The sequence below is a fragment of the Neobacillus sp. SuZ13 genome (assembly GCF_030123365.1).
Taxonomy (GTDB): domain Bacteria; phylum Bacillota; class Bacilli; order Bacillales; family Cytobacillaceae; genus Neobacillus.
The window spans coordinates 5,345,836-5,359,786 of record NZ_CP126107.1 but is presented as its reverse complement, the minus strand read 5'-3'; the positions used below and the strand labels follow the sequence as shown (position 1 = coordinate 5,359,786).

The following is a 13,951-nucleotide window of genomic DNA, read 5'->3' as shown; positions in this document are numbered from 1 at the left end:
CATTCGTAGTTACGCGGCAAGCAATGTAAGATCTTAGAAATGTGCAGCAAGCTAATATTTTTTTTATGTTAAGTAAATGTAAAGTTTTGTACTTGTCCAATTCGAGGTTTATTGTTCTGACATAGGATGTAATATCTCGTAATTAAGGTGGTGATAGACTATATCAGATAGATGTGGTGTTAATTTTGCTTATCGTGGTGCTTTTCATCCTATTAATTATTGTCGGTATTTCTATCGTTAAATACTAGTAATAAAATAAACGGAACAAAGTAAGCCGAACTGCCTTAATTGTTCGAAACTATAGGTTCACAAGGAGGAAAAAAGTAGAAACATGGAAATTGAAGTGACGGTCATCATGCCTTCATATAACCGCTATCCCCTTAATCTGCTTAGTCTTTATGCGTTGGAGAAACAGTGCTTTGATTTATCCAAAATGGAAGTGATATTGATCGATGATGCCTCTACCGACCAGACCCCCGAAATAAAGGAATACTGTCCACCCTACCATTTTCAATATATTCGTAACAGTACTAATGTTGGAGTTGCTGCTTCAAGAAATATAGGACTTAGGCATGCGAGGGGAGAAATTATTATCATTTTGGATGCAGAAACCATCGTTTCCCCTAACTATGTTTCCCTTAACCAACAGCATCATCTCACTCACGATAAATCCGTTGTTATTGCAGGAAGCAAACGGGGGCGCATTTATACTTTTTTATCCCCGGATTTTACTGATAATCAAATCAACGCGATTTATAAGTGGAGTGAAAGGAATTCCCTCTTCAACCAACGCCTTAAAGAGGTACTATCGCAAGAACCAACACTTAGTAACTTAACGACTCATATCAGGCATTTACAAGAGCCCCAACAAGTGGTTAAGAGAGAGGATGTTGATGATAATAAAAATTTATGCTCAATTGTAAAATACAGAAGTTATGCTCATCATTTATTAAAATACCTAAGGGAACATTTTTATAGCAGTCCATTGCGTTGGATGGCTTGCTTGGGTTTTCTTTCTATTAAAAGAAGTTTTATGGAGCAAGTCGGCGGCTATGAGGAGAGTTTCAACGGATGGGGACCCGAGGATGCTGAGTTTGCTTATAGATTATATAAGGCCAATGCTAATTTTATTATCGAAGATGATTTAGAAACGTTTCATCAAGAACATCCGCCGTCAAAAACGAAGGAGGAGGATATGAACTTAAATCGTCTGTTGTTTCAACAAAAGCATCCGGTTCTTGATGTATCCATTCGAGCGCTACACTCTATTCATCCGACGGATTATGGACTCATGGAAAAAATTATATTAGAACATCAATGCCTTACTGCAAGATTTCCTTATGAGTTTCATGAATTTAACCAAGCAATCATAACATTACTTCTTCAAATTCGTATAAATATAGCAGAAAACCGTCCCCCTGTTAACCTAGTTCAAAATACCAGGTTGTGCGAAGACCTGATTGCAATGGAACGTATCCTGATCGAGAGAGATCAAATACAATCTTTTGGTAAATACAATCATCTTGTTTGGTTGTTCGATAAACTGAGGACGAACTAAAAGGAAAGGATTGTAGAGAGCTATCCGTCCTTATTGAATTTATGAGTCCGAGAGTTAAAGGTCCGGCTGTCATTCCTGGCGGCTTTTTCTTACTGAAGAGTATTTTATGTAATTTTAATATTAAATAGTTTAAAAACTAGATGATAAAAAAAAGACTGTAATGCGCAGTCTTATCATTAAGAACAATCATCGCAGCAATAAACATTATGACCGTTTAAATCCTTTTCTATATAAATGAAATAAGGTTCATCTTGGTCAATTGGAAGTCCGCAGTGTACACAAAAAATGTAGTCTTCACAAGGTTGATTGCATTGTTGGTCCAACTTATCACCTCCTAAATTGATAATGATTTTAGTTTGAATAATAAAAATTAAGTGCGGCAGTTCAAACTAAGGGTTGTCCTAAACTTCCACGTGTTAGAGTTTGATTTTAGTAATTTTTTAATATTATTTTATGCAAAAAAATAGAGAAAGGAATTTATAAATTTACTAGTTTTTTTATTTTTTTATTAGCGGTGTGCGCATAGAAGAGGTTCTCATGAATTTTTATGAAAGATTTATGCCAGCAGAACCGTCCCACTGGCCTCTGCCCTAAACCCTCCGTTTCTCCTGCATATATTTCATCCATTTCTTCAGTTTATAACTGCAAATAATATACCCCGCAAGCGAGACAGCGGCTACTCCTGCGGAAAGCTGCCAGATGAGGTCGTGTGAGGTATAGAGCCCGGCGGCTATGCCTGTCATTCCGAAGAGGGTTAACTGGAATAATTGCTTTTTGGTATTTTCATAGATAGTGAATTGGAATTGCCTGCGTTGTTCGACTTCCTTTAACTGCTCAAATTTTTGCGGTGCATTCAGGAATTCTGTGACGGAATGAAAGATTTTAAAAATCGGCTGTGATTGGAGCCATTGCCAGACGAACAGCCATTTATTATTCCCTTGTTTGTTTAACCATTCCATAAATACAGGTTTCCCTAACTCTAAAATTTCTGCATCTGGCGCTAAGTTGCGGATAATTCCTTCAATCGTAACAACCGACCTGCCTAAAAAGACAAATCTGGTTGGTATTTGAATGGGCAGCGCTTGAATCATATCATTGATTTCCATCTTAAAAGCAAGAAGATCCATTTCTTTTAATTGAGCTGGCTGGAAGGTGATGAATTCCGCTAAGATCCGTTCAATCGTTCTTGATTCCGCCTCAGGGAGCAACACGCCTAAGTGGAACAAGCAATCCACAGCCTTCGGATAATTTTTGGCGAGAAAGCTTTCAATTAATCCTTGAAAATAACCAGCATCCTTTTTGGAAAGTTCTCCGACCATTCCGAAATCTAGTAAAATGATTTTTCCTTCCTTTGAGACCAGAACGTTGCCGGGATGGGGATCGGCATGGAAGGGACCAGGCTCCATCCATTGAGGGAGAAAGACCTTCATCAGCCGTTGAGCTAGTTCCTGTCGGCTCACGGGTAATTGGTCGATGGTGTCGTTATTGGTCAGCCGTAATCCTTCGACCCACTCCATGACTAGCACATTTGCGGTACTCAATTCGGCATACACCGAGGGAATATGGACGGTATCCATCTCCTTAAAGCGCTCTTTAAAGCTCAGGATGGTGTTCAGTTCCAGGGAATAATCCAGTTCGCGTACAATCACTTGCTTTACTTCTTTAAAAAGAACTTTAAAATTCATAAAACCCTTCGGAAGAGGGACTAAGTGGTCCACAAACCACATCACAATACTTAATATCCGAAAATCCGTGTCGACAATGGAATCAATATACGGCCGTTTAACTTTGATAGCCACTTCGGTTCCATCTTGGAGTACGCCCTTATACACTTCTCCAATTGATGCCGAAGCTATTGCCGCTTTCTCAATCGATTGGAAGTGTTGATGATACAAGTTTCCCCATTCTTTTTCTAAAATTTCCTGAATTTCATTCCATTCCGATGGCGGAACCTTATCGGTCATATCTTCAATTTGGCGGATAAAGGCAGGTGGCAGCAAATCGGCACGTGTACTGAGGATTTGTCCCAGTTTGATTAGCAACCCTTCTAAATCAAACAGAGTTTGTCGAAATCGTTCTCCGATGGTCCCCCACAGTTTTTCCCACTCTGCTTTCGGTTTTCTGCGAATCTTATACCAATAAATTTGCAGGAAAATGCTAAAGGCTAAAGAAAGGACCTTCGACATCCGCACCAGTTTATTTTTCGTCTTCATCTGAATCCCCACAATCCATTTCAGGTTTTATTATTTTTAACGAGTTTGATAGATAGATAGTTTCATTCTAGGAGACCACAACTTAAAATAAATGAAATCTACCAATAATGATTGTCCAAATAATTAAGGTTATTAGCGGCAATGAGATTAGCGTGATCAACCAGGATCGCTCAAAAACGTTATAGCCCTTTTTCTCCGCAAACCATTCACATAATAGAATGAGGAGATACAGTGCAATGAACTGTATCGAGAGGGATAATAATTTATAAATGACAAAATTTAAGAAACCCTGATTGTCCATGCATGATTATCCCCTTTCGCTTGTACATGTGTATTCACTCAAAGGCGAAAGTATTAATAAATATCAGGCACCAGATGAGATGAAGCCGGTCATCACCCTATTTTTAGCTTTATGAACGCTCCTATCGCACAAAACCTCTCAACCCCAGTTACCACAATATACTATATTGACATAATTAACTGAATATAGTAGTCTAATAAATATAATTTAATATTCACCTCACTTTTTTAGTGAGGTAGAGGCGCGGTATTTAACAGTCTTTAGTGGAGTTTGAGAAGCAGTGATGCTAAGGAGAAGGAAATGTCGCCGAAGTTAGTAATATTCTCACTATTACTTGCTGGGTCTGCAGTGAATAATTGCAGGACTGTCTCAATAAACTCCCTAGTTTATTGAGTTGTGCTATCTCACCTGGGAAAAGAGAGGACTTTAGGGCAACTATGCATACATATTGCGACCTGAGTTATCTCAGGTCGTTTTTTGTTGTATTAAAATGCCTGAATTATGAATTAATAGGAGGAGAATACTTTTATGAAAAAAGCATCATTATTTTTCGTATTGCTGCTTTCAGCAATGATTCTATTGGCTGGATGTGGTTCAAGTGATAAGTCAGAGTCTAAATCAGCGGATGATAATACATTTAAGGTCGGTCTTGAAGCAGGCTATGCGCCGTTTAACTGGACGCAAAAGGATGATTCCAATGGCGGTGTGAAAATTCAAGGAACGCAAGAATATGCTGGTGGTTATGATGTTGAAATCGCCAAAAAAATTGCGGACGGCTTAGGGAAAAAATTAGTGATTGTTAAAACAGAATGGGACGGTTTAGTTCCAGCGCTAACTTCTGGCAAAATCGATGCGATTATTGCAGGGATGTCACCAACAGCAGAACGTAAAAAGACGATTGATTTCTCAGATAACTACTACAAATCAAATCTAGTTATGGTGGTTAAAAAAGGCGGCAAATATGAAGGTGCGACTTCTATTCAAGATTTCAAAGGGGCGAAAATCACCGCTCAATTGAATACTTTCCACTATTCAGTAATTGATCAAATTAAAGGTGTAACAAAAGCAACAGCGATGGATAACTTCCCAGCAATGAGGGTAGCGCTTGAATCAGGAATTATTGATGGCTACGTTTCAGAACGTCCGGAAGCGGTTAGTGCTTCCGGTGCAAACGATAAGTTCGCGATGGTTGAATTTAAAGAAGGATTTAAAACATCAGAAGATGATACAGCGATTGCTGTAGGTCTTGAAAAAGGCGATAAAAATATCAATAAGATCAATGAAGTGTTAAAAGGAATTTCAGAAGAATCACGTACACAAATCATGGATGAGGCTATTAAGAACCAGCCTGCAGCAAAATAATGAATTCATAAAACCGGCTGTATCCCTATGCAGTCGGTTTTATGATGATGAGATAAAGGGGGAGAAAAATGAGTATCGATTGGATCGTAAAAATCGTTTCAGAAAACTGGCCAATGTTTCTTCGAGGGGCTGGCACCACGCTCTATATTTCACTAATTGGGACGATATTGGGTGCAATCATTGGCTTATTGGCGGGGGTTATTCGTACGATACCTGAACCTGCACGAGGACCCAAAAAAGTTCTTCTAAAAGTGGTTAATGTTATCCTTTCAATTTATATCGAGTTCTTCCGAGGAACACCGATGATCGTTCAGGCGATGGTCATTTATTACGGTTCTGCTCTCGCGTTTAATATCGATATGAATGTTATGCTTGCGGCGCTCATTATTGTTTCGATTAATACAGGGGCGTATATGGCAGAGATTGTCCGGGGCGGTATCGTTTCGATTGATAAGGGGCAATTTGAGGCAGCTGAAGCGATTGGAATGAATCATTTGCAAACAATGATGAATGTCGTATTGCCACAGGTCATTCGCAACATTTTACCAGCAACGGGCAACCAATTTGTGATCAATATTAAAGATACATCGGTTCTGAATGTTATTTCAGTATCAGAACTTTATTTTTTAACAAAATCAGTGGCAGGGAACAACTTTAGATACTTCGAATCATTCTTCGTCGCTTGCGTTATGTATTTTGTGATGACCTTTATTGTAACGAGAATTCTACTTTATGTTGAAAGAAAATTAGAAGGATCAGACAATTACACAATGCTGGGTGAGGAAATAGAGACAACGAAATAATTTGAGAAGAAGGAGGAGAGAGAATGGAAAACGTCATTGAAATTCAGAATTTAAATAAAGCGTTTGGAAATCATGAAGTGTTAAAGGATATTGAGTTTTCAGTCAAAAAAGGGGAAGTTGTCAGTATCATCGGTTCCTCCGGGTCTGGTAAATCCACGCTCCTACGCTGTATCAATCTCCTAGAACGACCAAGCGGCGGTCAAATCATTTATCATGGCGAAAATATCTTAGACGACAAGCATGATATTTTTGCCTACCGCAGAAATTTGGGGATGGTTTTCCAACATTTTAATTTGTTCAATAATCATAATGTCCTCATGAACTGTGTGGTTGGCCAAATTAAAGTCTTGAAACGCTCCAAAGCGGAAGCGGAAAAAGTAGCGATGAAATACTTGAAGGTAGTCGGAATGGATCGCTATATTAACGCCAAACCAAAACAATTATCAGGCGGGCAAAAACAACGGGTTGCGATTGCGCGGGCGCTTTCAATGGAACCAGATGTAATGTTATTCGATGAACCAACATCGGCGCTTGACCCTGAAATGGTCGGTGAAGTCTTAAAAGTTATGAAGGAGCTGGCTGGAACTGGCCTTACGATGCTAATCGTTACGCATGAAATGGATTTCGCTCGGGAAGTCTCTGACCGGATTGTCTTTATGGATAAGGGCGTGATTGCGGAAGAAGGAAGCCCAGAACAAATCTTCAGCCATCCAAAACAAGAACGGACGAGAGAATTCTTAAAGCGCACTTTAAAAGAGTAATCGTTTCGTGCAAGAATTGTTTAATCGAACCAAGGGATTTTTTTTCCTTGGTTTTTTTTATTACGAGGTAAAGCCTATTCTAATCAGTGTGAATAATAGTAGTATAATAATGAATGAGGTGCTAATCGTATGAAAGATATAACTATAGGATCACTGCTAGAGACAATCGGTGAATTATTTTCAGATGAAATATCCATTGCGGTTTCGAATACAAAAGAATATATCTACTATCGGCCAAGTAAACGAATTGATTTGAAAATTAGCCCTGGCGACCCTGTGAAGGAAGGGACGATTGCCCATAATGCATTGGTGACGAATCAAAAGGTCTCTGAGTTTATTAACCGGGATGTTTTTGGTATTCCTTATCATGGAATGGCGGTACCATTTTTACATAATGGACAGCTTGAGGGTTGTGTAACAGCTATTTATCCTGCTTTAACAGATGGAAAATCGGTCGTTACCGTGAAAACATTGGATGGCTGGATTCCCATTCCTTTTTCAAAGGTCGTTTATTTAGAGGCCAAAGATAAGAAGACTAGTGTTTATTCAGAAGAGGTGTCAGGCACTCATAAATACTCCCTACAAGAATTTGAATATCTGCTTCCGAAGGATTCCTTTATTAGATGCCATCGCTCATTTATTGTGAATGTGAAACATATTAAAGAGATTCATCCTGATACTCATTCGACCTTTTTGCTCTCTATGGATAATGGTGAGCGGGTACCCGTTAGCCAGTCCTACTCTAGTTATTTTCGAAAACTTCTAGGATTCTAGATATTTCTGCTTTAGAGCCTAAATTCGCTGCTTTATCAGAATATTTCGTATCATACTCCATAATTTCCTATCCGGATGATGTAAATAGGTAAAATGATGATAATACCTATTTATGAAGCGAGGGATTTGTTTATGGAGAAAAATGTGGAGCGAATAAGAGATTCTCGTCTAAGAGACCGAGTGGTTACTGCTGAAGAAGCGGCTGCCTGGATTGAAAACGGAATGACGTTGGGTTTAAGTGGGTTTACACGAGCAGGTGATGTGAAAGCGGTGCCAGTGGCGTTGGTCAACCGGGTAAAGGAAGATGAATGGTTTAAAGTCGATGTCTATACAGGGGCCTCCTTAGGGTCGGATGTTGATAAATTATTTGCTGAAGCAGGAATTTTAGGAAAAAGATTGCCTTTCCAAGCCGATGCCACTATGAGAAGAGGAATCAATCAGGGAGACTTTTTATTTGTTGATCAGCATTTGTCCCACACAGCGGAGTTGATTCGGTCCGATGTGATGAATATAGATGTCGCTATTTTGGAAGCGGTTGCAATAACAGAGGATGGAATGGTGATTCCAACCACTTCGATTGGAAATTCCTTATCGTTTGCCTTAAATGCCAAGTCTATTATTATTGAGATCAATATTGCTCAATCTCCACAACTAGAAGGATTGCATGATTTATATGAACCTGGAAAACAAGGATCAAGGCTTCCTATTCCGCTAGTTAAACCTGATGATCGAATAGGAATGATTGGCATTCCTATTGAAGTTGAAAAAGTAAAGGGGATTGTGTTTACAGACCAACTTGATTCACCATCGACGATTGTTCCACCAGATGAAGATACGGAGATCATGGCACAGCATTTAATTGATTTTCTTCGAAAAGAAGTAAAGACAGGCCGATTAACAGAACGTCTAGCGCCAATACAATCGGGGATTGGGTCGGTGGCCAATGCTGTACTACATGGAATGTTAGATTCAGAGTTTGAAGATTTGGAAGTTTATTCAGAGGTGTTACAGGATGCGGTGTTTGATCTAATGGATGCTGGAAAAGTACGCTTTGCTTCCTGTTGCTCAATCACGCTTTCTGAAGCAAAACACCAACAGGTATTTTCCAATTTTGAACAGTATCGTAATAAATTATTGATGCGCCCGCAGGAAATTTCGAATCATCCTGAAATCATTCGCCGCATGGGATTAATCTCCATAAATACGGCTTTAGAATTGGATATCTACGGAAATGTCAATTCCACTCACGTTTTAGGCGCAAGAATGATGAACGGAATAGGTGGTTCTGGTGATTTTGCAAGAAATGCCCGTCTAGCTATCTTTGTCACCAAATCTATTGCAAAAGCTGGTAATATTTCAAGCATTGTGCCTTTTGTCTCTCATGTAGACCATACCGAACACGATGTCGATGTGATCGTCACCGAACAAGGATATGCTGACCTAAGAGGTTTGGCGCCAAGGGAAAGAGTGGAAATGATTATTGAGAATTGTGCGCATCCAATGTATCGTGATCAGCTGCGAGCCTATTACCAGGAAGCATTAACAAGAGGTGGGCAAACTCCTCATGTTTTAGAAAAAGCTTTTTCTTGGCATACGAATTTTGCCAAAAATGGAACGATGCTTGAAGCGGTATTAGAAACGGTATAGGTTTCAAATTTGCGTCGGTTCAAACTGCGGGGCAATATCTATGAAAAAAGCTGAATGGAGAGAATTTCCATTCAGCTTTTATTTACTTAATCTCTAGTTCTGACTTTAATTCCTTTTGAACCCGTTGGATTTCCTCTTCTGAAACCAATCCATAATAGATGTTATCAATCCTTGTTCCTTCTTCTTCTATCTCCATTTGCTCAATGGATGATCCAACATGTTTATAACCTTTTTGAATAGCGACCATTTGATCAAACGTAAGGTTTGTTTTTACATTTTTGCCAAGGACGGCAAATATATCGGAGAACTTGGTTAAGCTGGATAAACTTGCTCCTTCTTTAATTACCCCTTCAATAATTTGACGCTGTCTTGTCTGCCGGCCAAAGTCACCTCGAGGGTCTTGTTTTCTCATTCTTGTATAGCTTAACGCTTTTTTACCGTTTAGCGTCAATTCTCCTTCAGGAAAATGGTATCCATCTTGGGTGAAATCTAAGTCATTATTCACCGTTATACCGCCAACGGCATCGACCATTCCCGTGAAGCCTTTCATGTTAACCTCTATGTAATAATCAATTGGTATATCGAGAAAGCTTTCAACGGTATCTAGCGCCATGGGGATCCCTCCAAAGGCGTAGGCGTGGTTAATTTTATCCTCTGTCCCTTTTCCAATAATTTCAGTTCGAGTATCGCGTGGAATGCTTAGCATTTTTACGGAATTATTGTTGGGATTAACGGTTAATACAATCATAGTGTCAGAGCGGCCCGAGTCTCCTTCCCGCTCGTCCACACCCAGCATTAAAACCGAAAAAGGATCTTTTTCCTTAAGCGAAACTGGTTCCGCACGTTTTTCAGATTTTTCTCGTTCCATCGGCTGATGCATCGCAGCAACAGTATTTTTAAAAGATTTATAGACAGTGGATCCGTAGACTCCCCCGCCAATTAATAGTAGTAGAAGGATTGTGCCGGTCACCTTTACCCATTTCCTAAGTTTTCGTTTCCTTTTTTTTAATCGCATTCATAAACCTCCAAACTATCAAAGTCAGTTGTTCATATCATACGACAAAAGTGTTTGAAAGTCGTCGGTTTTCCATTGCTATTGTCAAAATGTGTCGGAACTCCTATGGGATGTGGTTTTAAAAATGGGACTAAGAACGAATGAAGTCGCTATATTCTGGTTGATTATTACTAGATTATAAAAATGAAGGATTCAGTGAGTTTCTGGAGATCGCATGTTTATTCCAAGCAATATTCATTGATTAAATCCAAGCAATATGATAAATCCTAATGGAGGAAATTTCTAGAAAGTTGTTTTTTCAAGAAAAGATACTACCCGAGATCATTTGGAAAGGAGCATTAATCAATGCGATTAGAAGGAAAGAAAGTACTCAGCCTTGTGCACCATGATTTTGAAGATTTAGAGCTATGGTACCCGATTCTTAGACTCCAGGAGGAGGGGGCCATTGTCCATCTTGCAGGAGAAAAAGCGAATGAAAAGTATATTGGGAAGTACGGCGTACCCGCTGCCTCCGAATTCTCTTATAATGAGGTGCGCGGGGAAGATTATGACGCAATTTTAGTTCCAGGAGGGTGGGCTCCAGATAAAATCCGGCGCTTCCCGGAAGTCCTGTCGCTGCTGCAGCAGATGAATGCGGATGAAAAGCCGATCGGACAAATCTGCCATGCCGGCTGGGTGCTGATTTCGGCCAAAATTCTTGATGGGAAAAAAGTCACCAGTACTCCGGGTATTAGAGATGATATGGAAAATGCAGGGGCTACTTGGTATGACGAACCTGTGGTTGTTGATGGCCACCTTGTCTCCAGCCGCCGTCCACCGGATCTTCCTGATTACCTGCGGGAATTTATCAACGTGTTAGAACAGAAAAAGTAAAGTGTGGAAGCAAGATAGCGGGCGATTGTTCGCTGTCTTTTTTCATTCAGCAATGGAAAAGCTATTCGTGCATGAAACCTTTCCCCCCGACCATACGTATGTAATCATAAATAAACGAACGAGGGTGACGCATGATCCATGGAAACACGAGAAGATTTGTTGAACGAATTAACCGTTATTGAGAAGTGGGAAAATGACCAGAGTGATTTATGGATTTGGGATCGAATCGGCAGACTTCCATTTAAGATTCTTGATAAAATAACCCCCCAATTCATCCACAACAAAGTGGGGAATCTACTAGAAGAAATCGGCTCCTATATTCAAAATGGCGGCAGCTATTTAATTAAAGAACATAATCTCTTTGAAAAAATTGAAAAAGAAACAGGGAAACCAATCACCCAAGTATCGGATATTGAGGATATCCCGTTAGTTACTATGGATAAGTTGAGTCAGGAGCTGACCGGACAACGGAAGAAGTTTGCGGCCATCCAAGGTGCAAGCACAGGAATCGGCGGGATTTTTACCCTTGCACTTGATGTTCCGGCGTTAATGGGCATTTCCTTAAAAACACTGCAGGAAATCGCCATCCTCCATGGGTACGATCCAAACGAAAAAAGTGAACGCATTTTTATGATCAAATGCTTGCAGTTTTCATCCGCCGATATTGTCGGCAAACGAGCGATCCTCAATGAGCTTTCCAGCTATTATCAAAAAGGGAGCAGGTCCAGTGAAATGATGTCGCAGCTCCAAGGCTGGCGCGAGGTGGTTTATACATACAGGGACCAATTTGGATGGAAAAAACTGTTTCAGATGGTACCTATCGCGGGGATGATCTTCGGTGCATTTACCAATCGCTCGATGATTAACGACCTAGCGGAGACGGGAATTATGCTTTATCGGAAAAGAAGGATTCTTGAGCGGTTGGAACAAGAATAGGATAAAAAAAGGGACAGCATTTTTGCTGTCCCTTTTGACTGGAGCCATGGGGCCCGGCCACAACCTTAATTCAAACCTATTAGATGCTAACTAGGCTTTCAGTTTTTTCTTCAAAATATTTATGCATAAGTGAATTAAGTTTGATGGAAAGATTGATGTATTCCGAGCTGCTAGGGCCATCTTGCTTATATATTTCGCTCAGTGTCGTTTTAAGATGAATAATTTCCTTTAAAAGTTCCATATTTTCCATTTGAGTTCGTTCGATTGTTTTCATCATACACCTCGTAAATTTATTTTTTACTGCCTTTGGTTTGGAAGGCATGATGACTTGATTCCCATCTTTTCGTCTTCTTTCTTTAATACAATTCCAATACCATTCTGATAGTAACATAGTGGATTTTCCATGTGAACAGCGAATTTAAAAGTAAAAATATTAGAAAAAAGGTAAATGATATTGGTATATCAATGTATGTAAATAGAGATTTCTAACTGCTTGAAAATAAACGTTCCCTATATTTCGACAAATTATTTCGTTATAACATCAAAAATAAAAATAAAAATATTCAGAAATTTTAAAAAGCAAAAAAAAGAATCCGGCCCAGTGCCAGATCCATACAAAATATATCAAAAGGGGGTTTTGGAAAAAGAGAAAGGTAAATGCTGTCCTCTTCATGTACTTATCATATCTCTAAATCATGAACAAACTATGAATAAACCGTTTATATTTTATTAATTTGTTAATATATTCTTTGGCAGTTTTTTTCTTTTTATAGGGATGTAGAAAAGTGTAAGTTTATGTCAAAAATTGTTTTTTTGAAAGAGCGGAAATGGTAAAATAGATTGATGATGAATTTAGGTCGGTAGTAGGATGCCACGTTTTGTGCTATTGAAGGTACATACATCCGGATAGATTAATACGCTTAAAGGAGTAATATAGATGAAAGTCAAGAATGAAAAAAAAGAGAATCAACAGATCAGGCCCTTTTGGAAAATGAAACGAATCGTTCTAGGGATTCCGTTGCTGCTCTTGCTCGTCTTAGGTACGGTGGGCTACAAGATTGGGATGAACCTGGCTTCTGATAAAATGGTCGACGAGCTGTCGAGTCAAATCACGAAGGAAGATTACGATAAAATTTTAAAAGATCCGAGTATACAGCAAATCATTGACAAAGAAGTTGGGACAGACAAAAATAGTGAACTGCTTAAGAATCTTTCCTCTGACCCTGATCCGGCGATTCAGGAAACGGCTACTCCTGTCCAAACAAAAGTAGATTCAACTAAAAAGGAGAATCCGGCAGCAACCAAAATAGATTCAGATAAGGTAAAAGACACGGTTGCAACAGTTGATACGGATAAGGGCAAGACAGAGACAAAAACAGAAGAGAAACAACAACCCACTGGGGAAAAAGAAGAACCAGGATTACACTTTAATTCGAGTTCAGAAGCAATGAAATTCCTATTATCCAAGTTTTCAATGGGTGAACTCAGCGCATTAGCGAAAAAGGCAGAAGGCGGGGTCACTCCACAAGAGAAAGAAGAGATAAAAAGTACCGTGTTAGCAAGACTTTCAACAGAAGAATACAATGCATTGAAAGTATTCGCTGTTGTCGAAGCAAGTAAAAGAAAATAGTTTTTCTTTTAAAACCTCCTTATTAATAATGGGGGTTTTTGATTTCTGTCTAAATTTTATTTTTCAACAAAAAAACAC

13 protein-coding genes and 1 riboswitch are annotated in these 13,951 nt (G+C 39.3%); of the genes, 9 read left to right on the top strand and 4 right to left on the bottom strand.

All coding sequences use genetic code 11. The features are described 5' to 3' along the window. The first annotated feature begins 331 nt into the window (after positions 1-331). Positions 332-1,558, top strand: coding sequence for a glycosyltransferase family 2 protein (locus QNH17_RS26450; RefSeq protein WP_283876239.1), 1,227 nt, complete (start codon positions 332-334; stop codon positions 1,556-1,558). A gap of 590 nt (positions 1,559-2,148) precedes the next feature. On the opposite strand, the gene QNH17_RS26445 is transcribed toward QNH17_RS26450, so the two are convergent. Together QNH17_RS26445 and QNH17_RS26440 are read right to left on the bottom strand one after the other, a co-directional pair. After that, a complete protein-coding gene (locus QNH17_RS26445; RefSeq protein ID WP_283876237.1) occupies positions 2,149-3,771 on the bottom strand; it encodes an ABC1 kinase family protein in 1,623 nt (540 codons plus the stop codon). An 82-nt stretch (positions 3,772-3,853) separates the two neighbouring features. Beyond that, positions 3,854-4,072, bottom strand: a complete 219-nt coding sequence (locus tag QNH17_RS26440) for a hypothetical protein (protein WP_283876235.1) — start codon at positions 4,070-4,072, stop codon at positions 3,854-3,856. Positions 4,073-4,300: 228 nt separating this feature from the next. Beyond that, positions 4,301-4,482, top strand: a riboswitch (Lysine riboswitch). A gap of 118 nt (positions 4,483-4,600) precedes the next feature. Here QNH17_RS26440 and QNH17_RS26435 point away from each other — a divergent pair. The 5 genes from QNH17_RS26435 to QNH17_RS26415 all read left to right on the top strand — a co-directional run bounded on the left by QNH17_RS26435 (position 4,601) and on the right by QNH17_RS26415 (position 9,419). Then, complete coding sequence (locus QNH17_RS26435; protein ID WP_283876233.1) at positions 4,601-5,434, top strand: transporter substrate-binding domain-containing protein; 834 nt, start codon at positions 4,601-4,603, stop codon at positions 5,432-5,434. A gap of 68 nt (positions 5,435-5,502) precedes the next feature. Continuing rightward, positions 5,503-6,237, top strand: a complete 735-nt coding sequence (locus tag QNH17_RS26430) for an amino acid ABC transporter permease (RefSeq protein ID WP_283876231.1) — start codon at positions 5,503-5,505, stop codon at positions 6,235-6,237. A 23-nt stretch (positions 6,238-6,260) separates the two neighbouring features. Continuing rightward, complete coding sequence (locus QNH17_RS26425) at positions 6,261-6,998, top strand: amino acid ABC transporter ATP-binding protein (protein WP_283876229.1); 738 nt, start codon at positions 6,261-6,263, stop codon at positions 6,996-6,998. Between the two features lie 129 nt (positions 6,999-7,127). Continuing rightward, positions 7,128-7,772, top strand: a complete 645-nt coding sequence (locus QNH17_RS26420) for a LytTR family DNA-binding domain-containing protein (protein WP_283876228.1) — start codon at positions 7,128-7,130, stop codon at positions 7,770-7,772. 132 nt (positions 7,773-7,904) lie between these two features. Next, entirely contained in the window at positions 7,905-9,419 is a 1,515-nt protein-coding gene (locus tag QNH17_RS26415) for a succinyl-CoA:acetate CoA-transferase ScpC (protein ID WP_283876227.1), read from the top strand. A gap of 82 nt (positions 9,420-9,501) precedes the next feature. On the opposite strand, the gene tagU is transcribed toward QNH17_RS26415, so the two are convergent. Then, complete coding sequence (gene tagU / locus QNH17_RS26410; RefSeq protein WP_283876226.1) at positions 9,502-10,434, bottom strand: polyisoprenyl-teichoic acid--peptidoglycan teichoic acid transferase TagU; 933 nt, start codon at positions 10,432-10,434, stop codon at positions 9,502-9,504. Between the two features lie 345 nt (positions 10,435-10,779). On the opposite strand from tagU, the gene QNH17_RS26405 reads away from it, so the two are divergent. After that, entirely contained in the window at positions 10,780-11,307 is a 528-nt protein-coding gene (locus tag QNH17_RS26405; protein ID WP_283876224.1) for a type 1 glutamine amidotransferase domain-containing protein, read from the top strand. Positions 11,308-11,445: 138 nt separating this feature from the next. Beyond that, on the top strand, positions 11,446-12,243 hold the full coding sequence (locus QNH17_RS26400; protein WP_283876222.1) for an EcsC family protein: 798 nt from the start codon (positions 11,446-11,448) through the stop codon (positions 12,241-12,243). A 79-nt stretch (positions 12,244-12,322) separates the two neighbouring features. On the opposite strand, the gene QNH17_RS26395 is transcribed toward QNH17_RS26400, so the two are convergent. Continuing rightward, the gene (locus tag QNH17_RS26395) at positions 12,323-12,634 is read right to left on the bottom strand and encodes a hypothetical protein (protein ID WP_283876219.1); all 312 of its coding nucleotides are present in this window, start codon (positions 12,632-12,634) and stop codon (positions 12,323-12,325) included. Positions 12,635-13,180: 546 nt separating this feature from the next. Between QNH17_RS26395 and QNH17_RS26390 the strand changes: the two genes are divergently transcribed. After that, positions 13,181-13,873 (top strand): hypothetical protein, encoded by a 693-nt coding sequence (locus QNH17_RS26390; RefSeq protein ID WP_283876217.1) that lies wholly within the window; start codon positions 13,181-13,183, stop codon positions 13,871-13,873. Positions 13,874-13,951: the final 78 nt, after the last annotated feature.

Coding starts and splice junctions, on each gene's coding strand:
- QNH17_RS26420 (WP_283876228.1), top strand. CDS start 7,128: ATGAAAGATATAACTATAGGATCACTGCTAGAGACAATCGGTGAATTA.
- QNH17_RS26430 (WP_283876231.1), top strand. CDS start 5,503: ATGAGTATCGATTGGATCGTAAAAATCGTTTCAGAAAACTGGCCAATG.
- QNH17_RS26400 (WP_283876222.1), top strand. CDS start 11,446: ATGGAAACACGAGAAGATTTGTTGAACGAATTAACCGTTATTGAGAAG.
- QNH17_RS26390 (WP_283876217.1), top strand. CDS start 13,181: ATGAAAGTCAAGAATGAAAAAAAAGAGAATCAACAGATCAGGCCCTTT.
- QNH17_RS26425 (WP_283876229.1), top strand. CDS start 6,261: ATGGAAAACGTCATTGAAATTCAGAATTTAAATAAAGCGTTTGGAAAT.
- QNH17_RS26450 (WP_283876239.1), top strand. CDS start 332: ATGGAAATTGAAGTGACGGTCATCATGCCTTCATATAACCGCTATCCC.
- QNH17_RS26405 (WP_283876224.1), top strand. CDS start 10,780: ATGCGATTAGAAGGAAAGAAAGTACTCAGCCTTGTGCACCATGATTTT.
- QNH17_RS26395 (WP_283876219.1), bottom strand. CDS start 12,634: ATGTTACTATCAGAATGGTATTGGAATTGTATTAAAGAAAGAAGACGA.
- QNH17_RS26435 (WP_283876233.1), top strand. CDS start 4,601: ATGAAAAAAGCATCATTATTTTTCGTATTGCTGCTTTCAGCAATGATT.
- QNH17_RS26415 (WP_283876227.1), top strand. CDS start 7,905: ATGGAGAAAAATGTGGAGCGAATAAGAGATTCTCGTCTAAGAGACCGA.
- QNH17_RS26445 (WP_283876237.1), bottom strand. CDS start 3,771: ATGAAGACGAAAAATAAACTGGTGCGGATGTCGAAGGTCCTTTCTTTA.
- tagU (WP_283876226.1), bottom strand. CDS start 10,434: ATGCGATTAAAAAAAAGGAAACGAAAACTTAGGAAATGGGTAAAGGTG.
- QNH17_RS26440 (WP_283876235.1), bottom strand. CDS start 4,072: ATGGACAATCAGGGTTTCTTAAATTTTGTCATTTATAAATTATTATCC.